Annotated in this window: 19 protein-coding genes; 14 read left to right on the top strand and 5 right to left on the bottom strand. The window is 67.2% G+C overall.

The features are described from left to right. The first annotated feature begins 1 nt into the window (after window position 1). Window positions 2-931, top strand: coding sequence for an amino acid ABC transporter permease (locus tag BKA16_RS16720; RefSeq protein ID WP_183371739.1), 930 nt, complete (start codon window positions 2-4; stop codon window positions 929-931). Window positions 932-948: 17 nt separating this feature from the next. Then, a complete protein-coding gene (locus BKA16_RS16715) occupies window positions 949-1,701 on the top strand; it encodes an amino acid ABC transporter ATP-binding protein (RefSeq protein WP_183373135.1) in 753 nt (250 codons plus the stop codon). Window positions 1,702-1,764: 63 nt separating this feature from the next. Here the strand turns inward: BKA16_RS16715 and BKA16_RS16710 are convergent, their stop codons facing one another. Then, on the bottom strand, window positions 1,765-2,589 hold the full coding sequence (locus BKA16_RS16710; RefSeq protein ID WP_183371738.1) for a methyltransferase domain-containing protein: 825 nt from the start codon (window positions 2,587-2,589) through the stop codon (window positions 1,765-1,767). Beyond that, window positions 2,579-3,103, bottom strand: coding sequence for a 2'-5' RNA ligase family protein (locus tag BKA16_RS16705; RefSeq protein ID WP_183371737.1), 525 nt, complete (start codon window positions 3,101-3,103; stop codon window positions 2,579-2,581). Before BKA16_RS16705 ends, BKA16_RS16710 begins: the two co-directional genes overlap by 11 nt. Window positions 3,104-3,319: 216 nt before the next feature. Here BKA16_RS16705 and rpsA point away from each other — a divergent pair, with 216 nt between their 5' ends. The 3 genes from rpsA to BKA16_RS16690 all read left to right on the top strand — a co-directional run bounded on the left by rpsA (window position 3,320) and on the right by BKA16_RS16690 (window position 6,898). Further along, the gene (gene rpsA / locus BKA16_RS16700) at window positions 3,320-4,795 is read left to right on the top strand and encodes a 30S ribosomal protein S1 (RefSeq protein ID WP_183371736.1); all 1,476 of its coding nucleotides are present in this window, start codon (window positions 3,320-3,322) and stop codon (window positions 4,793-4,795) included. Window positions 4,796-4,896: 101 nt separating this feature from the next. Beyond that, window positions 4,897-6,000 (top strand): VanZ family protein, encoded by a 1,104-nt coding sequence (locus BKA16_RS16695; RefSeq protein WP_183371735.1) that lies wholly within the window; start codon window positions 4,897-4,899, stop codon window positions 5,998-6,000. Between the two features lie 91 nt (window positions 6,001-6,091). After that, a complete protein-coding gene (locus BKA16_RS16690) occupies window positions 6,092-6,898 on the top strand; it encodes a class I SAM-dependent methyltransferase (protein WP_183371734.1) in 807 nt (268 codons plus the stop codon). A gap of 87 nt (window positions 6,899-6,985) precedes the next feature. Here BKA16_RS16690 and BKA16_RS16685 read toward each other — a convergent pair whose 3' ends face one another. Both BKA16_RS16685 and BKA16_RS16680 read right to left on the bottom strand, forming a co-directional pair. Continuing rightward, window positions 6,986-7,972 (bottom strand): LysR substrate-binding domain-containing protein, encoded by a 987-nt coding sequence (locus BKA16_RS16685; RefSeq protein WP_183371733.1) that lies wholly within the window; start codon window positions 7,970-7,972, stop codon window positions 6,986-6,988. An 11-nt stretch (window positions 7,973-7,983) separates the two neighbouring features. Beyond that, on the bottom strand, window positions 7,984-8,868 hold the full coding sequence (locus BKA16_RS16680) for an alpha/beta hydrolase (protein ID WP_183371732.1): 885 nt from the start codon (window positions 8,866-8,868) through the stop codon (window positions 7,984-7,986). Window positions 8,869-9,023: 155 nt separating this feature from the next. Here BKA16_RS16680 and BKA16_RS16675 point away from each other — a divergent pair, with 155 nt between their 5' ends. The 6 genes from BKA16_RS16675 (at window position 9,024) to BKA16_RS16650 (ending at window position 14,920) form a co-directional block, all read left to right on the top strand. Next, the gene (locus BKA16_RS16675) at window positions 9,024-10,499 is read left to right on the top strand and encodes a 2-hydroxymuconic semialdehyde dehydrogenase (RefSeq protein ID WP_183371731.1); all 1,476 of its coding nucleotides are present in this window, start codon (window positions 9,024-9,026) and stop codon (window positions 10,497-10,499) included. Window positions 10,500-10,529: 30 nt separating this feature from the next. Then, window positions 10,530-11,354 (top strand): 2-keto-4-pentenoate hydratase, encoded by an 825-nt coding sequence (locus tag BKA16_RS16670; RefSeq protein WP_183371730.1) that lies wholly within the window; start codon window positions 10,530-10,532, stop codon window positions 11,352-11,354. Next, entirely contained in the window at window positions 11,351-11,809 is a 459-nt protein-coding gene (locus BKA16_RS16665) for a RidA family protein (RefSeq protein WP_183371729.1), read from the top strand. The genes BKA16_RS16670 and BKA16_RS16665 overlap by 4 nt, the downstream gene beginning before the upstream one ends. Window positions 11,810-11,835: 26 nt before the next feature. Beyond that, the gene (locus tag BKA16_RS16660; RefSeq protein WP_183371728.1) at window positions 11,836-12,357 is read left to right on the top strand and encodes a 3-hydroxyanthranilate 3,4-dioxygenase; all 522 of its coding nucleotides are present in this window, start codon (window positions 11,836-11,838) and stop codon (window positions 12,355-12,357) included. A gap of 1 nt (window position 12,358) precedes the next feature. Continuing rightward, entirely contained in the window at window positions 12,359-13,351 is a 993-nt protein-coding gene (locus BKA16_RS16655; RefSeq protein WP_183371727.1) for an amidohydrolase family protein, read from the top strand. A 237-nt stretch (window positions 13,352-13,588) separates the two neighbouring features. Beyond that, window positions 13,589-14,920, top strand: a complete 1,332-nt coding sequence (locus tag BKA16_RS16650; protein ID WP_183371726.1) for an MFS transporter — start codon at window positions 13,589-13,591, stop codon at window positions 14,918-14,920. A 246-nt stretch (window positions 14,921-15,166) separates the two neighbouring features. Here BKA16_RS16650 and BKA16_RS16645 read toward each other — a convergent pair whose 3' ends face one another. Next, window positions 15,167-15,892 carry an IclR family transcriptional regulator gene (locus tag BKA16_RS16645; protein ID WP_183373134.1) on the bottom strand — a complete coding sequence of 242 codons (726 nt, stop codon included), beginning with the start codon at window positions 15,890-15,892 and terminating at the stop codon, window positions 15,167-15,169. A 127-nt stretch (window positions 15,893-16,019) separates the two neighbouring features. Between BKA16_RS16645 and BKA16_RS16640 the strand changes: the two genes are divergently transcribed. From BKA16_RS16640 to dmpG, 3 genes are read left to right on the top strand one after another with little or no spacing between them, the layout of a single operon-like run. Continuing rightward, complete coding sequence (locus BKA16_RS16640; RefSeq protein ID WP_183371725.1) at window positions 16,020-16,835, top strand: 2-keto-4-pentenoate hydratase; 816 nt, start codon at window positions 16,020-16,022, stop codon at window positions 16,833-16,835. Next, complete coding sequence (locus BKA16_RS16635; RefSeq protein ID WP_183371724.1) at window positions 16,828-17,820, top strand: acetaldehyde dehydrogenase (acetylating); 993 nt, start codon at window positions 16,828-16,830, stop codon at window positions 17,818-17,820. The genes BKA16_RS16640 and BKA16_RS16635 overlap by 8 nt, the downstream gene beginning before the upstream one ends. Continuing rightward, a complete protein-coding gene (dmpG, locus tag BKA16_RS16630) occupies window positions 17,817-18,884 on the top strand; it encodes a 4-hydroxy-2-oxovalerate aldolase (RefSeq protein WP_183371723.1) in 1,068 nt (355 codons plus the stop codon). The genes BKA16_RS16635 and dmpG overlap by 4 nt, the downstream gene beginning before the upstream one ends. Window positions 18,885-18,903 lie beyond the last annotated feature (19 nt).

Genomic DNA, 18,903 nt, shown 5'->3' with positions numbered 1-18,903 from the left:
GATGACTGACCATCACACGTCGGACGTCCCGGCGCCGATCAAAGCGGTTCCGCTCAAACACCCGGGCCAGTGGGTCGTCGGCGTCATCATCGTCATTCTGGCCGTGCTGTTCGTCTACGGTGCGGCGACCAACGACGCCTACAAGTGGAGCACGTACGGTGACTACCTGTTCGAGCAGCGGATCCTCTCCGGTGTCGGATACACCCTCGCGCTGACGGTCCTCTCGATGATCATCGGAGTGATCCTCGGCGTGATCGTCGCGGTGATGAGGATGTCGCCGAACGCGGTGTTCCGGTGGACGTCGTGGGTGTACCTGTGGATCTTCCGCGGCACCCCGGTCTACGTGCAGCTGGTGCTGTGGGGGCTCGTCGGGTCGATCTACCAGACCGTGAACGTCGGCATCCCGTGGGGACCGACGTTCGTCGAGGTGAACATTCAGGAGTTCAGCCTGAAGAACGTCTTCGTGATCGCGGTGATCGGTCTGGCTCTCAACGAGGCCGCGTACATGGCCGAGATCGTCCGCGCAGGCATCTCGTCGGTGGGCGAGGGACAGATGGAGGCGTCGACCGCACTCGGCATGACCTGGTGGCAGGCCATGCGCCGTACAGTGCTGCCCCAGGCGATGCGGGTGATCATCCCGCCGACCGGCAACGAGGTCATCTCGATGCTGAAGACGACGAGCCTCGTCTCGGCCGTTCCGTTCACACTGGACCTCTTCGGCCGTCAGCGTGACATCTCGGGCGTCAACTTCCAGCCGATCCCGATGCTGCTCGTCGCGTCGACCTGGTACCTGGTGGTGACCAGCGTCCTCATGGTGGGCCAGTACTACCTGGAGAGGCACTACTCCAAGGGCTCGTCGCGCAACCTGTCCGGACGACAGCTCGCGGCGCTCGCGGCCGCGAACGAACCGATCGTGGAGGAGGGCAAGTGACCGCCGATACGACGCCGATGGTCGTCGCCGACCAGGTGTGCAAGAACTTCGGTGCGCTGCAGGTCCTCAAAGGCGTGTCCCTGGAGGTCGCGCGCGGGGAGGTGGCCTGTCTGATCGGCCCGTCGGGTTCGGGAAAGTCGACGTTCCTGCGCTGTGTGAACCATCTCGAGAAGGTCAACGCCGGGCGCCTCACCGTCGACGGCGATCTGATCGGGTACCGCGAGCGCAACGGCCGACTGTACGAGCTGAGCCCGAAGGAGGCGGGACGCCAGCGGCGGGACATCGGCATGGTGTTCCAGCACTTCAACCTGTTCCCGCACCGCACGGTCCTCGCCAACGTCATCGAGGCACCGGTCCTGGTCGGCGGCGCGTCGAAGGAGAAGGCCACCGAGCGCGCGCTGTCGTTGCTCGACCAGGTCGGTCTGCGCAGCAAGGCCGACGCCTACCCCGCCCAGCTGTCCGGTGGGCAGCAACAGCGCGTGGCCATCGCCCGCGCGCTCGCGATGGAGCCGAAGCTCATGCTGTTCGACGAGCCGACCTCAGCGCTCGACCCCGAACTCGTCGGTGACGTCCTCGAGGTGATGCGCGCTCTCGCGGCCGACGGCATGACGATGCTCGTTGTCACCCACGAGATGGGATTCGCTCGGGAGGTCGCCGATCAACTCGTGTTCATGGACGGCGGCGTCGTCGTCGAGAAGGGCGACCCGCGCGAGGTCTTGTCGAATCCGCAGCACGAACGGACGCAGGGGTTCCTGTCGAAGCTGCTGTGAGGGCGGCCGGTCGCCGACATCGGGTCGATGCCCGGGACGGACGCAGAGCCGACGAGATCTCGCCTACCCCGGCTTGTGGGTCACGAACACGGCGGTGCCGGGGAAGTAGGAGCCGCGCAGCGGCGACCACTGACCCCACTCGGCATCGAGATCGTCCGGCCATTCGGGTTCGACGACGTCGTCGAGCACCAGACCCGCCGCGACGATCTCGCGGATGCGGTCGCCCATGGTGCGGTGGTGTTCGGCATAGGTGACGGCGCCGTCGTCGTCGGCCTCGCTGTACGGGGTCCGATCGAAGTACGACATGCGGACCACCAGGCCATCCGGTCCGGGATCGTCCAGGAACATCCAGCGCATCGGATGATTGGTGGCGAACACCCAGCGGCCGCCGGGTCGTAGGACGCGGGCCACCTCGTTCATGGCGCGGGCGGAGTCGGCGACGAACGGGATCGCCCCGAACGACGAGCAGGCGATGTCGAACGATTCATCGGCGAACGGCAGATGCTCGGCACCGGCCTGCACGAGCGGCACGCGCCGATCGTCGAGCGCCATCGAGTCGACGGCGTGGGCGAGCATCCCGGCCGACACGTCCAGGCCGACCACGTGAGCGCCTCGGGCGGCGAGCCATCGTGAGCAGGGCGCCGAACCGCAGCCGACTTCGAGGACGTCGCGGCCCGCGACGTCGCCGAGGAGCGCCGCGTCCTCTTCGCGTAGGCGTTCCGGTCCCCAGACGAACTCGCCGCCGGGCGTATGCGAGCCGATGAACGATCCGTGTTCGTCGTGGTACTCGTCGGCCTCGGCATCCCACCAGGACCGATTGGCGCGTTCGCTCGTACCCGAGTCGACGTCGCCCAGCACACGGGGCGGACGCGGAGAGTCAGCACTCACGGCCGGACACCACCTGTTCGGACTTCGCGTCGCCGTCCCAGCGACGAACGGCGACGGCGCGACCGTGGATCGGACCGCCGAGTACAGCGACCGCGGCGGACACGCCGTCGCCGTCGACGCGGCGCGCGAGCGTGACGTGCGGCGTCCACGATCCGGGGACGCCGTGGTCGTCGAGCCCGGTCACCGCGTCCCCGCACAGGCGGAACGCGGTCGCATGCACCGACAGCAGCTCGGTCGAGGGCACCACGCCCAGTGCGAGAGTCCAGTGCGATCCGGCAGGCAGGAGCACCGGGGCGCCGAGAGTCACCGGGAACGGGAGCCGCTGCGCGAGTGCCGCGAGGCCGGAGTCGGCTCCGCGGACTCCGGTTCCGGCGAGCAACGTGAGGTGCGGCCGGACGGTCGGCGAGTCGGTCGCACCCGGCGTACGGATCCCGAGCGCGTCGAGCGATCGCCACCGCAGGCGGACGGCGGCGTCCGCCTTGTCGTCGAGCAGCAATTCGATGGAATGGGCCACACCGACGATCATTCCATCCCTATAGTCCTCGGCAGGGACGGTCCTCGCCCGGACGAGGCGCGAGAACTCCGTTTGTGCAGGCCAGGCCGGGGTAGTACCCTGGTAATCGCGCATGTTCGTCGTGCGCGCACACAATCAACGAAAATCGGGTCTGGCCTGCGTGGACAGCATCGGATTCTCGTACCTACTACCTACCTGTCCGGAGCAACTCACCATATGTCGTCCCCCACGATCACCTCGCCGCAAGTAGCCGTCAATGACATCGGCTCGGCTGAGGACTTCCTCGCCGCCATCGACTCCACGATCAAGTACTTCAACGATGGCGACATCGTCGAGGGCACCATCGTCAAGGTCGACCGCGACGAGGTTCTGCTTGACATCGGCTACAAGACCGAGGGTGTCATCCCCTCGCGCGAGCTGTCGATCAAGCACGACGTCGACCCGAGCGAAGTCGTCACCGTCGGTGACGAGGTCGAAGCCCTTGTCCTCACCAAGGAGGACAAGGAAGGCCGCCTGATCCTGTCGAAGAAGCGCGCCCAGTACGAGCGCGCGTGGGGCACGATCGAGGAGCTCAAGGAGAAGGACGAGGCCGTCAAGGGCACCGTCATCGAGGTCGTCAAGGGCGGCCTGATCCTGGACATCGGTCTCCGCGGCTTCCTGCCCGCCTCGCTCGTCGAGATGCGTCGCGTCCGCGACCTCCAGCCGTACATCGGCAAGGAGGTCGAGGCCAAGATCATCGAGCTCGACAAGAACCGCAACAACGTGGTCCTGTCGCGCCGCGCATGGCTCGAGCAGACCCAGTCCGAGGTCCGCAGCGAGTTCCTCAACCAGCTGCAGAAGGGCCAGGTCCGCAAGGGCGTCGTGTCCTCGATCGTCAACTTCGGTGCGTTCGTCGACCTCGGCGGCGTCGACGGTCTGGTTCACGTCTCCGAGCTGTCCTGGAAGCACATCGACCACCCGTCCGAGGTCGTCACCGTGGGCGACGAGGTCACCGTGGAGGTCCTCGACGTCGACATGGACCGCGAGCGCGTCTCGCTGTCGCTCAAGGCGACGCAGGAAGACCCGTGGCGTCAGTTCGCCCGCACCCACGCGATCGGTCAGATCGTTCCGGGCAAGGTCACCAAGCTGGTGCCGTTCGGTGCGTTCGTCCGCGTCGAGGAGGGCATCGAGGGTCTGGTCCACATCTCCGAGCTGGCCGAGCGCCACGTCGAGGTTCCGGACCAGGTCGTCTCCGTCGGCGACGACGCGATGGTGAAGGTCATCGATATCGATCTCGACCGTCGTCGTATCTCGCTGTCGCTGAAGCAGGCCAACGAGGACTACACCGAAGAGTTCGATCCCTCGAAGTACGGCATGGCCGACAGCTACGACGAGCAGGGCAACTACATCTTCCCGGAGGGCTTCGACGCCGAGACCAACGAATGGCTCGAGGGCTTCGACAAGCAGCGTGAAGAGTGGGAGGCCCGCTACGCCGAGGCCGAGCGTCGCCACAAGATGCACACCGCTCAGATGGAGAAGTTCGCCGCGGCGGCCGCCGAGGCCGAGAACGCTCCGACCGACTACTCGTCGTCGACCACTTCGTCGTCGTCGACCGAGGCCTCGTCCTCGACCGGTGCGGCGTCGACCGGCGGTTCGCTGGCCAGCGACGAGCAGCTCGCCGCTCTGCGCGAGAAGCTGTCGGGCAACGCCTGATAACATCCGCTCACTGAGCTGACAGTGCCCCGGAACTCCTCGAGAGTTCCGGGGCACTGTTGCGTTTCGCGTCGAGCGCAAGTCCGAATAGTCTTGTCGGCGTGGGGAATGAGGTCTTCTCGGGAGCACTGGCCATCGGTTTCGGCGTGGTGCTCGCTGTCGCGGCATTCGTGCCTTTCGTGGCGATCAGTTATCGGCGCCGCGGTCGTCTGACGGTGGGCAGGTCGCTGCTCTGGGCCGCGGCGCTGGTGTACTTCTGCGCGATCTGGACGTACACGTTGTTCCCGTTGCCCGACCCGGACGATCTGATCTGCGTCGGCAAGAACACCGATGTGTGGCAAGCGGTTCGGGACGTGCAGGGGGCACGCGATCGTGGCCACCCGTTCACCGACCCGGCCGGCCTGCAGTTGGCATTGAACGTCCTGCTGTTCATCCCGCTCGGCGCCTTCGTGCGGATTCTCGGCGGTCGTGGTCTGCCGACCGCGCTCGTGACCGGCGCCGCCGTCTCCGTGTTCATCGAGACCACCCAGCTCACCGGTATGTGGGGTGTGTACGAGTGCGCCTATCGTCTCTTCGACGTCGACGACATGGTCACCAACACTGCCGGTGCAGTGCTGGGGTCTGTTCTCTCGCTTGCTGTTCCGAGGCGACTGCGGGGGTTGGAGAAACTGCCCGGACGCGACCTCGCGCAGCCGGTCACCAAGACGCGACGTCTGATCGGCGTCGGCTGTGACGTCCTCGCCGCGGCGATGCTGTCCGCACTGGTCGCGGTCGGCACTCAGGTGTGGCTCGAGTACGTGTCCGACGACCGCGCAGCCGTCCTGTCCGGCGGCCTCGCGTCGGTGCTCGGCGCCGCCGTCCCGGCCGGCGTCTGGTTCCTGGTGATCGTCGCGACCGGTCGATCGGTCGGCGACCTCTGCGTCGAACTCGTCTACCGCAGTGAACGCCTGCCGGGCGCCCTCGTCCGACCTCTCAGATTCGCCGGTGGCGTCGGCATGTACTTCGTGCTGACCCTGTTGCCCGATCCATACGACGCCGCCTCGATGGTGTTCGCCGCGGTGGCGATCGTCGCCGTGCTGTTCAGCAGGCGGGGCAGGGGTCTGCCGGGGTGGCTGGCGAGCGCCGAACCGGTGGATTCGCGCGAGGCGCCGGCAGCCGAACGGGAGCCGGAGGTCTCGGCTCCTCCCGATCAGCGCACGGGATAGGTGACGTCCGAGGCTCGTCGTCCCTTGACGGGCGGGTGTGGAAACCAATACGATCTGACCTAAATTAGGTAAGCCTAAGTTAGGAATCGATATGGCTGATCCGGTAGACCTCGGCGAGATCCAGGAGACGCTTCTGATCCCTCTGTACGGACGGGCGAAGGATGCCGAGGCGGCGGACGGCATTCTCGGCGACTCGACCGCGATCGACCTCGTCGCCGCGATCGACTACGACTTCGAGAAGTTCCGGGGACCGTCGCTCGGCGGCTCGGTGCTGCGGGCCGCGATCTTCGACGAGTACGTCCGCGACTTCCTCCGCGAGCATCCCGACGGCACCGTCGTCGACCTGGGATGCGGACTGTCGACCCGGTTTCGTCGTCTCGACAACGGCTCGGTGCGGTGGTTCGACCTCGACGTCCCCGACACGATGGCGCTGCGTCGCAGATACTTCGAGGACACCGAGCGATACACGATGATCGCCGGATCGATCTTCGACGAGAACTGGTGGGACGTCGTCTCCGTCGGAGGCGGACCGATCCTGCTCATCAGTGAGGCGGTGCTCCTGTACTTCGAGGAGACGATGGTCCACGACCTTCTGCGACGTCTGTCGAAGCGCTTCCCCGGTACGAGGTTCGCGGTCGACACCGGCGGAGCGACGATGATGAAGACCCAGGACTCGAATCCGGTGTTCCGTGTGCTCTCGGCCCGCATGGTGTGGACGTGCCGCGATCCGGCATCGTTGGAAGAACTGGGGATTCGATTGCTCGAGAGCCGCACGTTCGCGACTCCGGGGTCCGCCGTCGCGCAGCGGATGTCGCCGAAGTCTAGGTTCCTGATGACGGTTCTCGGTCGCTTCGCCCCGCCCGTTCGGACATACAAGATGAACCTGTTCGAACTGTAGAGAGTCGACGGGCGTCGACGACGCGGCATCCGCCGACACCCGCGGCACTCCCGACTGCCGCGCACGTCGTCGACTGCCGTGGACGTGTCACCTCAGCTCCTTCTCGGCGACGTGTCGCAGGGCGGCGATCAGGGCGGCGGCGGAAGGGCTGAACGAGCGGTCGGCGGCGACGGTGAGACCGACACTGTGGCTGATCGCCGACAGGTCGACAGCCAATGGACACAGGTTGGAGTCGCTGCGCCCGATCAGGCTGGGCAGGACGGCGACCATCTCGGTGGCGCGCAGCAGCTCGCGCACCGTGAGATAGCTGGTCGCCTCGACTCGTTGCGCCGGAAGCGGAATGGCGTGCCGGGTGAAGGCCTTCTCCAACTCGCTCCGCAGGGCGGTCTCCACCCCGGGCAGAATCCACTGGTGATCGCGCAGGTCGGCGAGATCCAGTTCCGTCGCGGCGACGAGCGGATGCTCGCAGCCCGCGAAGACCTCGACCGACTCGTCGTACAGCGGAATCCGCGTGATGCCCGCGGTGCTCGGAGCGGTGAGTCGGCCGACGATCACATCGACGCGACCGGACTCCAACTCGGTGAGCAATGCTGACGGCGCACCTTCGCGGACGATGACGGTCAGCAGCGGATGCTCGGCCTTGATACGGGCGATGGCTTGGGGGAGAAGCACATTCGATCCCGCCAGGTGGGTGCCGACGATCACCGTGCCGCGATCGGCATTGCTCAGTTCCACGACATGCCTGCCCGCCTGGCTGAGTTGGGCCAGGACTGCGCGCGCATGGTCGGTGAAGGCGGTGCCGAAGATGGTCGGGGTGATTCCGCGTGGGCCTCGAACGTAGAGTTCGACGCCGAGGATCGCCTCGATGTCGCGCAGGCCGCGGGTGGCGACCGGTTGGGTGACGTGCAGTTCGGCGGCCGCACCGATGACGCTGCCTTGGCGGGTGAGGGCGTCGACGAGCACCAGATGCCGGATCTTGAGCCGTCCGTCGAGCAGTCGGGGAATCGACGGGCCGAGGTCGGAGTCGGATGACGGCCCGACGTCGGGTGCGGACTCTGAATTCGGTGTGGACATCGGATGACTCCTCACGTCTCCGAATCGTTCGGGAGCGGATCGGCCGTTCCCGCGATCAGGCGACGCAGGCTGTCCGAGAGGGTGCTCGATGGATCCGCGAGATCGAGAAAGACGTCGAAGTGATTGCGGTCGGGGACCGTCAGCGGCTCCGCGGTGCCCGCACCCGACCACTGCCGGTGCAGGTCGCGGCTCTGCTGGTGGAAGCCGCCGGCCTCGCTCTCGGCCATCGCGACGACGACCGGTGCGGCCGGTGGTGAGCAGCGGGCGGGGCTGACGGCGTCGGCGGACTCCGGTGTCAGGCCGAGCCACGCGTTCGCCGGCGCGTGAACGAGCGGGCGCAGATCGTAGAGTCCGCTGAGCAGCAGTCCGGCGCGCGCAGTGGACTCCGGGACGCCCGCGGCGTCCTGCCACCCGGGAACCATGGTCATCGCCGCCAGATGGGCGCCCGCCGAACTGCCTCCGACCACGATCCGGTCGACGTCGAGGCCGTAGTCGCGTCCGTTGCGGTAGACCCAGGCGAGTGCCGTTCGGACCTGTCGCACGATCTCGGGCAGCGATGTCGACGGCGCCAGTCCGTAGTCGACGGCGACGGTCGCGATGCCGTCGGCGGCCAAGGCGTCGGCCATGAAGGCGGTGTCCTCGCGTGCCAGCATGCGCCAGTAGCCGCCGTGGACGACGAAGAAGACCGGTCGGGGCTCGTCGCCCGTGCCCCAGATGTCCAGCCGCTGCCCGCTCGGAGTGTCGTAGACGAGCCCGGCGGCGCCGGTCAGATCTGCGACGGCGGCATCGGATCGTCGGCGGTACTCGGCCATGATGGAGTCGAACTCCGCGGCGGAGACCGTGGCGCGGGCGTCGTAGTCGGCACTGGTCTCGGGGGCGATCTCGGGCCTGGTCATCTCACTCCTTGTCGTCGATCGGGACGAGTGTGGACTCTGCCATGTGCGGATCGTCGATGACAGGGAGTTTCCGACAAAACACTATGCCTATTCAGGTATGAGTGATACCTGAATAGGTATTTGTAGGGTATTGCGAGTTGAGTCACAGTAGATGCATGACCGATCAGCCATCACTGTGGATTCGCAATTACGTCGACGGCGCGTTCGTCGCGCCCGACGCCGACCACGCCTTCGACGCCGTCGACCCGGCGACGGGGCGGGCCTATGCCCGGGTGCACGAGGCGGATGCCGATCTGGTGGACCGAGCCGTCACCAGCGCGCGTCGAGCATTGGCCGACGGATGGGCCACGCGCCCGGTCGCGGACCGAGTCGCAGTCCTGCGCCGCGCCGCCGACCTCATCGAGGAGCGTTTCGAGGACTTCGTGGCCGCCGAACTCGCGGACACGGGTAAGCCGGTGACGCAGGCGCGCAGTCTCGACGTCGCTCGGGCTCCGGTCAACTTCCGCGCCTTCGCCGACATGGTGGCCGCCGACGGTCAGGAGTCGTTCCTCACCGAACTCGCCGACGGTGGTCGCGCCGTGAACTATGCGATCCGCAAGCCGATCGGCGTGGTGGCGATCATCGTGCCGTGGAACCTGCCGCTCCTCCTGCTCACCTGGAAGGTGGCACCGGCCCTGGCGTGCGGCAACTCCGTCGTCGTCAAGCCGAGCGAGGACACTCCCGCCACGGCCTCGCTGCTGGCCGAAGTCCTCGAACAGGCGGGTCTGCCGCGCGGGGTCTACAACGTCGTCCACGGTTTCGGCGCCGACTCGGCGGGCGCGTACCTGACCGAGCATCCCCACATCGACGCCGTCACCTTCACCGGCTCGTCGGCGACCGGCACCCACGTGATGAAGACGGTGGCGCCGCGAGTGCGACCGGTCTCGCTGGAACTCGGCGGCAAGAACGCGGCCATCGTGTTCGACGACGTCGACGTCGAGGAAGCCGTTGCGGGGCTGAGCAAGTCGATCTTCACCAATACCGGGCAGGTATGCCTGTGCACCGAGCGCGTCTACATCCAGCGCACGATCTTCGACGAGATCGTCGCAGGGCTGGTCGAGACCGCCGCGAAGCTCCGACTCGGTGAGCCGACGGACCCCGCGACGACGACCGGACCGTTGATCTCCGACAAGCACCGCCGCAAGGTCCTGAGCTACTTCGAACTCGCCCGCGAAGAAGGCGCGCGGGTGCTGTGCGGCGGCGGCGTCGCCGACCCGGGCGGCGATCTGGCGGGCGGCTCGTGGATCGAGCCGACCCTGTGGGCCGGCCTGACCAACGACGCGCGGGTGATGCGCGAGGAGATCTTCGGGCCGGTGGCCGGGCTGGTGCCCTTCGACACCGAGGAGGAGGCGATCGCGCTCGCCAACGACACCGAGTACGGCCTGGCCTCGGTGGTCTGGACCAACGATCTGCGCCGCGGGCATCGCGTCGCCGCTGCGATGAACGTCGGGCTGTCCTGGGTCAACACCTGGTATCTGCGGGATCTGCGTGCCCCGTTCGGCGGGGTCGGGTTGTCTGGGATCGGACGTGAGGGCGGTCAGTCCTCGCTGCACTTCTACACCGAGCCGACCAATGTCTGCATTTCTCTCTGACCTGATCATCACTTGCGAGAGGCCGTCACCATGACCGATCACACCACCACCACCGGACAGCGGTCCCGGACCGAACAGATCGATGCGCTCGCGCAGCGACTCGACGACGCTGCGACCGGCCGACTCGAGACGCCGAGTCTGGAACGCGACCCGGCCGTCACCGACGATTTCGACGTCGACCTGGCCTACCGGATCCAAGAAGCTCTGGTCTCGCGCCGCATCGCGCGCGGCGAGCGGCTCGTCGGCGTCAAACTGGGTTTCACCAGCAAAGCGAAGATGGCGCAGATGGGCGTCTCGGACGTCATCGTCGGCCGACTCACCGACGCCATGGAGACGGCCGACTGCGGCACCGTCGACCTGCGCCGATTCATCCACCCGAAGGTGGAGCCCGAGGTGGCCTACCGGCTGTGTCGCGACGTGGATCTCGACGATCCCGATGAGGACATCCTGACCGCCGTCGACGCGATCGCCCCCGCGGTGGAGATCATCGACTCGCGGTACCTCGACTTCAAGTTCACCTACGCCGACGTCGTCGCCGACAACACCTCGGCCTCGGGCTTCGCCGTCGGCGCCTGGGCGCCGATGCGCGAGGCCGCCGACCTGGCCGTCACCCTGCGCGTCGGCGACGAATCGGTGACCGGTTCCACCGCGGCGATCCTCGGCGACCCGGTCCAGGCGCTCCACGCGCTGCTGGACATGTGCCGTCGCACGCGAATCCCGCTGCGCGCGGGCGACGTCGTCCTCGCGGGCGCGGCCACCGCGGCGCTGCCGCTGCACGAGACCACCGTCGACTGCACGGTCGACGGTCTCGGATCGGTGCGCTTGGACTGCACCGTCGGACAGGAGACCTCATGACAGACAGCGATACGACCGATGTCGACTCCGCCCAGCGTGATTCCGGCGCCACCGTCGTGGACGGCAAGGCCAAGCCCCGCGGCCGATTCCCGCATGTGAAGGTCGTCGGCGACCTCATCTTCGTCTCCGGAACCAGTTCCCGGCTGCCGGACAACACCTTCGCGGGTGTGCGGGCGGACGAGATGGGCACAGTCGATCTGGACATCGAAGTGCAGACCCGCGCGGTCATCGAGAACATCCGCGACATCCTCACCGAGGTCGGCGCCGATCTGTCCGACGTCTGCCAAGTGACGTCGTACCTGGTGTCGATGAACGATTTCGGCCGCTACAACCAGGTCTACGGCGAGTACTTCGACGAATTCGGTCCCACCCGGACCACCGTCGCCGTGCATCAACTTCCGCACCCGCATCTGCTCATCGAGATCCAGGCGATCGCGCATCGCCGGGCCCGCTGACCACTCACCCCGATCAGGAGAACCCCATGACGACGATTCCGCCGGTCATCGATTTCCAAGGCTGGATTCGTGACCATCGACATCTGCTCAAGCCGCCGGTGAACAACCAGATGATGGCGCTGGGCGACGACTTCATCGTGCAGGTCGTCGGCGGCCCCAATGAGCGCTACGACTTCCATTTCGAGCCCTACGAGGAGTGGTTCTACCAGCTCAAGGGTGATATTCACGTCAACGTGATGACCGACGACGGGCCTCGGCGCATCGACATCCGCGAGGGGGAGAGCTGGCTGATGCCCGCGAACATTCCGCACTCGCCGCAGCGGCCGGACCCGGAATCGATCGGTCTGGTCATCGAACGGGTCCGGCACGAGGGCACACTCGAGGAGTTCCGGTGGTACTGCCTCGAATGCGATGCGAAGGTGCACGAGGTCCAATTGCAGGTGCGCGATCTCGTCGTCGACATGCCGCCGGTGTTCGCGGACTTCCACGAGAACCTCGACGCTCGGACCTGCAAGAAATGCGGTGCGCTGCACCCCGGAAAGGGCTGACGTGCGTGACATCATCGACGTCCACACCCACTACGTCCCGAAGGGCTGGCCCGACCTGAGCGACGTCGCGGGCGCCGAAGCCCCGTGGTTACGCGTCGAATCCGAGCGCGAGGCCATGATGATGACCGGCAGCACGGAGTTCCGGCGGATCCAGTCCGACGCCTGGGATCCCGAGGTGCGAGTGGCCGATATGGACGCCGACGGCGTCGCCGCTCAGGTCGTCTCGCCGACCCCGGTGTTCTTCAACTACGCCCGATCGGGTGAACAGGCCGCACGCATCGCGACCGTCTTCAACGACCTCGCGCTGGAGATCGTGGAGTCGACCGGTGATCGGATGATCCCGTTCTGCCAGGTTCCGCTGCAGGACACCGACCTCGCGTGCGCGGAACTCGATCGGTGCATCGCCAACGGTCATCGCGGCGTGGAGATCGGCAACCACGTCGGCGACCGCGACCTCGACGACGAAGGCGTCGTCACCTTCCTGCAGCACTGCGCGGAGAAGGATATACCGGTCTTCGTTCACCCGTGGGACATGGCGGGCTCACCCCGACTCGATCGATGGATGGCGCGCTGGCTCGTCGGGATGCCTGCCGAATCGCACCTGTCAATCCTTGCGATGATCCTCGGCGGCACCTTCGATCGCGTCGACGAGCGGCTCAAGATCGCCTTCGCGCACGGCGGTGGATCGTTCGCCTTCTGGCTCGGTCGGATGGAGAACGCGTGGCATCGACGCAACGACGTCATCGGCACCTCCGAGTTCCCGCCGTCGCACTACCTCGGCCGGTTCTACGTCGACTCCGTGGTCTTCGACGAGCGCGCCCTGCGTTTGCTGGTCGACACCATCGGCCGCGAACGCGTCCTGGTCGGCAGCGACTACCCGTACCCGCTGGGCGAACGTCCGGTCGGTGAGGTGGTCCGCAAGAGCGACTTCCTCGACGACGCCACCCGCGCGCTGATCACTCACGGCAACGCCGAGCGGTTCTTGGGGCTGTAAGCCGCGCGCCGTCTGCATCCCGCCTCTTCTTCTCCGGCACTTCTCCCTCCGCCGTCTCCTCCCTCCGCCGCCTCTTCCTGCCGCCGTCCCTTCCCTCCGCGGTCATGCGCTTCGCGCACGTCGGCCTCGGCGGTGATCGGTGCTGCCCGCACGCAGCGCCCGTCCTCATTGTCTCGGCATCCAAATTGTCTCGGCATCCAGATCGTCTCGGCATCCAGCACATCGAAAGGCTCTCCGATGACCACCAATCACCACGGCCGGGCGCTGTCCGATCAGCAGGCGAGGCGTCGCGTCGCCTCGGCGATGCTCGTCGGCACCACCCTCGAGTGGTACGACTTCTTCCTCTACGGCACCGCCGCAGCGCTCATCTTCAACAAGCAGTTCTTCCCGTCGCTCAGTCCGGCGGCCGGCACGCTCGCGGCGTTCAGCACGTTCGCGGTGGGCTTCGTCGCGCGCCCGATCGGTGGCCTCGTGTTCGGCCACTTCGGTGACCGCGTCGGCCGCCGCAACACGCTGATCGTCTCGCTGCTCATGATGGGCATCGCCTCCACGCTCATCGGCGTCGTGCCCAACTATGCGAGCATCGGTGTCTGGGCGCCGGTCCTCCTGGTACTGCTGCGCGTGGTGCAGGGCATCGGTCTCGGTGGCGAGGGCGCGGGCGCGACCTTGATGTCGATGGAGCATGCGCCCGCCGACAAGCGCAATCTGTACGCCGGGTTCCCGCAGATGGGAACACCCGCCGGCCTGGTCCTGGCGAACATCGTCTTCCTGACCACGAACGCGTTGATGCCCAGCGGCGCCTTCGACGCCTGGGGATGGCGTATCCCGTTCCTGCTGAGCGGGGTGCTCGTCGCCGTGGGCTTGGCGATCCGACTGCACATCGAGGAGTCGCCGTCGTTCAGCAAGGTGGTCAGTCACCACAAGGTCGAGACGTTTCCCCTTCGAGAGGCGCTCCGCGTCGGCGTGGTCCGGATGGGTCTCACTCTCGGTCTGATGGTGGCGAATTCCGCCGTTGCCTACGTCTTCATGGTCTTCACGTTGTCGTACGGGACCAAACAGCTCGACTACAACCGATCGTTCCTCATCGTCTGTGTCTCGGTGGCCGCGGTGATCTGGTTCGCGACGATCCCCTGGTGGACCGGCGTTGCGGACCGGAGCGGACGCCGCACGATGTTTGTCGGCGGGTCGATCGCGCTGCTGATCTGGTGTGTTCTCTTCCTGCCGATGATGAACACCGGAAGTGCCGTGCTGACGGCGGTCGCGTTCCTCGGCATGGGCCTGATCATTCCGGTGACGCACAGTGTGCAGGGCGCGATCATCGCCGACACCTTCCCCGCGGCGGTGCGCTACTCCGGCACCTCTCTGGTCCTCCAACTGGGTGCGATCCTCGGCGGCGGTCTGGCTCCGATCATCTCGTCGGCACTGGTCGGGGAGTCCGACGGGTCGGCGGGGGTGACCGTGTACCTCATCGCGATCTGCCTGATCAGCTTGGTCAGCGCGGTGATTCTGTTCCGGCGCACCGAGCCCTCCGCGTCGGCGACGCAGGTGGATGAAGCGTCTGCCGCCTGATCTCGCCGCGACGTGGCCGGCCCGGTTCCCCTTGAGCGGGGGAGCCGGGCCTCACTCGCATCACGAGAGAGTCGGTGCGTCGCCGTCGCACGTACACCGCTTCCCGCCCGTCGAACACGCCGAGACGCGCGGTCTCTCGGCGATGCACCGGGAGGGGCGCGTTGGAGCCCCGCCGTACTCGCGGCATCCGCCGACATCGGCGGCATTCTCGGGTGCCGCGAAAGTCGCGGGGTGCCGCGGATGCGGTCAGTTCTGCAGCGCGCGCCGGCGATGCAGCGTCGCCGCGATTCCGGTGGCTGCGGCGCGGACGGCGTCGGCGTGCGGTTCGGGGCGGTAGCGGGTGAGCGGGCCGGTGACGCTGACGGCGGCGACGGCGTCGTTAGTGCCGACGTCCAGGATCGGGGCGGCGACGCAGGCGATGCCGATCGTGGACTCCTCGTACTCGAAGGCGATGCCGTTCTCGCGGACGGTGTCCAGGTGTGCGGCGAGCAGACCCGGGGCGATGATGGTGCGCGGCGTACGACGGGCGAGCGGCGCGCTGAGGACCTCCTGCCGGAGCTCGACATCGGAGTGGGCGAGTAGGGCTTTCCCGATCCCGGTGCAGTGCAACGGCATCCGTCCGCCGGTGCGCGACGGCGCACTCGCCTGACGGTGCCCGCCGATCTTCGCGACGTAGAGCACCTCGTGGCCGTCGAGGACGCCGAGGTGCACGGTCTCGCGGGTCCGCGCATAGAGATCCTGCAGGAACGGCATCGCGATCTCCAACAGGCTCCGCTCGACGGACGCTCGCATGCCGAGCTCGAACAGACCGCCCGAGAGGCGGTAGCCGATCTCGGTCCGATCGAGCATCCGGGCCTCGACCAGTTCACGCGCGAGACGGTGAACCGTCGCCTTGTGCAGCCCGGTCCGGCGGACGATCTCGGCCAGCGGAAGGTCGTGGTCGTCGACCTCGAAGGCGTGCAGGATCAGCATCACCTTGCCGATGACGGTGTCGGGAACGCCGGAGTACTCGCTGGTCACGATGATGATTCTACGCACCGTATCGCTGAGTGAGACGTAATGCTTCCGTTGGGTGCGCCCCGCCGGTGAACATGGTCACATGACGACCACCACCGACTCCACGGCGGCCGAGGCGCAAGCGGCCGACCGACTCCTCCAGGCCCTCCAGACCCGCACCGCGTGCACCCCCGTGCGCGACCTCATCGGCCCCGTCGACCTGGCCGCCGCCTACCGCGTCCAGGAACGACTCACCGCGGGCCGCCTCGCCGACGGTCGCACCGTCGTCGGGCGCAAGATCGGTCTCACGTCACAGGCCGTCCAGGACCAGATGGGCGTCGACCAGCCCGACTTCGGTGTCCTCTTCGACGATATGGACTACACCGACGGCGACGAGGTGCCGATGGATCGCCTCCTGCAGCCCAAGGCCGAGGCCGAGGTGGCGTTCGTCCTCAAGAAGGACCTCGCCGACGGTCCCCTCGACATCGCACAGATCCGTGACGCGGTCGACTACGCGGTGGCCGCGATCGAGATCTGCGACAGTCGAATCGACAACTGGGACATCGCTTTCGCCGACACCGTCGCCGACAACGCGTCGTCCGGCGTCTACGTCCTCGGCACCGACCGCAAGACGCTCGACGAGTTCGCGCCCGTCGAGGTCGGCATGCGGATGCTCATCAACGGCGACGAGGTCTCGACCGGCGACGGCGCCGCCTGCCTCGGCGACCCGCTCAACGCCGTCGCGTGGCTGGCCACGTCGGCCCGCGACTTCGGCGAACCCCTCCGCGCGGGACAGGTGATCCTGTCCGGCGCTCTCGGCCCCATGCGGCCGCTGCAATCCGGCGACGAGGTGACCGTCGAGATCACCGGTCTCGGCACGGTCACCGCGAAGTTCAGTGAAGGAAACGCACATGAGTAAGAAGACTGCAGGCGTCCCCGGCGGCGGGAGCCGCACCAAGGTCGCCATCATCGGCTCCGGCAACATCGGCACCGACCTGATGATCAAGGTGATCCGCCACTCCAAGCACCTCGAAATGGGTGCGATGGTCGGCATCGACCCCGAGTCGGACGGCCTGGCGCGCGCCGCGCGCATGGGCGTACCCACGACCGCCGAGGGGGTCGACGGACTGATCAAGCTGCCGAACTTCGACGAGATCGAGATCGTCTTCGACGCGACATCGGCCAAGGCACACGAGCACAACGCGTCGATCCTGCAGCCGCTGGGCAAACGCATGATCGATCTGACGCCCGCGGCGATCGGCCCGTACGTGGTCCCGGCGGTCAACATCGACGATCACCTCGACGCACAGAACGTCAACATGGTGACCTGTGGTGGCCAGGCGACCATCCCGATCGTCGCCGCCGTCTCGCGCGTCGCCCCCGTCGCCTACGCCGAGATCGTCGCGTCGATCGCCTCCAAGTCCGCGGGCCCCGGCACCCGAGCCAACATCGACGAGTTCACCGAGACCACCTCGGGGGCCATCGAACAGGTCGGCGGCGCCCGCAACGGCAAGGCGATCATCATCCTCAACCCGGCGGAGCCTCCGCTGATCATGCGCGACACCGTGTACGCGCTGGTCGACGCACCCGATCTGGACACGCAGGAGCAGATCCGCAACTCGGTGGAGAAGATGGTCGCCGACGTGTCGGCGTATGTTCCCGGCTACCGCCTCAAGCAGAAGGTGCAGATCAACCCGATCGCCGAGGGCGCCACCATCGAGACCCTCATGACGGAAGAACCGGAATCGGCTCCCACACACCAGGTCTCGGTGTTCCTCGAAGTGGAGGGCGCCGCGCACTACCTCCCCGCCTACGCGGGGAACCTCGACATCATGACCTCCGCGGGCATGCAGTACGCCGAGCGGATCGCTGCCCTCGCCGCAGAGAAGGAGCCCATCGCATGAGCGCCCACCAGACACAGAATCCCGGCGGCACCCCGATCTTCGTGCAGGACGTCACGCTGCGCGACGGAATGCACGCCATCCGTCACCAGATCAGCACCGACGACGTCAAACGCATCGTGTCCGCGCTCGACGAGGCGGGCGTCGACGCCATCGAGGTGGCGCACGGCGACGGTCTGGCCGGCGGATCGGTCAACTACGGGCCCGGATCCAACACCGACTGGGAGTGGATCGAGGCCGCGGCGAGCGTCCTGAAGAACGCTCGTCTGACCACCCTGCTGCTGCCCGGCGTCGGCACCGTCGAAGAACTCCAGCGCGCTTGGGACCTCGGCGTCCGCTCGGTCCGCATCGCCACGCACTGCACCGAGGCCGACGTCTCCGCACAGCACATCGCCGCGGCCCGCGAGATCGGCATGGACGTCTCCGGCTTCCTGATGCTCTCGCACATGTCCGAGCCGGAGAAGCTCGCCGGCCAGGCCAAGCTGATGGAGTCGTACGGTGCGCACTGCGTGTACGTCACCGACTCCGGCGGTCGTCTCACGATGAACGACGTCGCCGCGCGGATCAAGGCCTACCGCGACGTCCTCGACGAGGGCACCCAGATCGGCATCCACGCGCATGAGAACCTGTCGCTGTCGGTGGCCAACTCCGTCGTCGCCGTCGAGAACGGGGTGTATCGCGTCGACGCGTCACTCGCCGGACACGGTGCGGGCGCGGGCAACTGCCCGATCGAACCGTTCGTCGCCGTCGCGAACCTCTCGGGCTTCGAGCACCGCTGCGATCTCAACGCGCTCGAGGACGCCGCCGACGACATCGTCCGGCCGCTGCAGGACCGGCCGGTCCGTGTCGACCGCGAGACCCTCACCCTCGGCTACGCGGGCGTCTACTCGTCGTTCCTGCGTCACGCCGAGGCCGCGGCCAAGCGATACGAACTGGATGTGCGCGACATCCTGACCGTCTGCGGTGAGCGTCGTCTCGTCGGCGGCCAGGAGGACATGATCGTCGACATCGCGCTGACCCTGGTCGAGGAGCGCGAAGCCGCGCAGGGTGAGCCGGTCGGCGTGTGACCCGCCCGCCGGTCGGGGC

Source organism: Gordonia humi, assembly GCF_014197435.1.
In the GTDB taxonomy this organism is placed as follows: Bacteria; Actinomycetota; Actinomycetes; order Mycobacteriales; family Mycobacteriaceae; genus Gordonia; species Gordonia humi.
This window is presented reverse-complemented; position numbering and strand designations above follow the sequence as displayed.

Excerpts from the sequence above, each read along its gene's own strand:
- BKA16_RS16720 (WP_183371739.1), top strand. The coding sequence starts at position 2 with ATGACTGACCATCACACGTCGGACGTCCCGGCGCCGATCAAAGCGGTT.
- BKA16_RS16715 (WP_183373135.1), top strand. The coding sequence starts at position 949 with ATGGTCGTCGCCGACCAGGTGTGCAAGAACTTCGGTGCGCTGCAGGTC.
- rpsA (WP_183371736.1), top strand. The coding sequence starts at position 3,320 with ATGTCGTCCCCCACGATCACCTCGCCGCAAGTAGCCGTCAATGACATC.
- BKA16_RS16690 (WP_183371734.1), top strand. The coding sequence starts at position 6,092 with ATGGCTGATCCGGTAGACCTCGGCGAGATCCAGGAGACGCTTCTGATC.
- BKA16_RS16685 (WP_183371733.1), bottom strand. The coding sequence starts at position 7,972 with ATGTCCACACCGAATTCAGAGTCCGCACCCGACGTCGGGCCGTCATCC.
- BKA16_RS16680 (WP_183371732.1), bottom strand. The coding sequence starts at position 8,868 with ATGACCAGGCCCGAGATCGCCCCCGAGACCAGTGCCGACTACGACGCC.
- BKA16_RS16675 (WP_183371731.1), top strand. The coding sequence starts at position 9,024 with ATGACCGATCAGCCATCACTGTGGATTCGCAATTACGTCGACGGCGCG.
- BKA16_RS16670 (WP_183371730.1), top strand. The coding sequence starts at position 10,530 with ATGACCGATCACACCACCACCACCGGACAGCGGTCCCGGACCGAACAG.
- BKA16_RS16665 (WP_183371729.1), top strand. The coding sequence starts at position 11,351 with ATGACAGACAGCGATACGACCGATGTCGACTCCGCCCAGCGTGATTCC.
- BKA16_RS16660 (WP_183371728.1), top strand. The coding sequence starts at position 11,836 with ATGACGACGATTCCGCCGGTCATCGATTTCCAAGGCTGGATTCGTGAC.
- BKA16_RS16650 (WP_183371726.1), top strand. The coding sequence starts at position 13,589 with ATGACCACCAATCACCACGGCCGGGCGCTGTCCGATCAGCAGGCGAGG.
- BKA16_RS16645 (WP_183373134.1), bottom strand. The coding sequence starts at position 15,892 with ATGCTGATCCTGCACGCCTTCGAGGTCGACGACCACGACCTTCCGCTG.
- BKA16_RS16640 (WP_183371725.1), top strand. The coding sequence starts at position 16,020 with ATGACGACCACCACCGACTCCACGGCGGCCGAGGCGCAAGCGGCCGAC.
- BKA16_RS16635 (WP_183371724.1), top strand. The coding sequence starts at position 16,828 with ATGAGTAAGAAGACTGCAGGCGTCCCCGGCGGCGGGAGCCGCACCAAG.
- dmpG (WP_183371723.1), top strand. The coding sequence starts at position 17,817 with ATGAGCGCCCACCAGACACAGAATCCCGGCGGCACCCCGATCTTCGTG.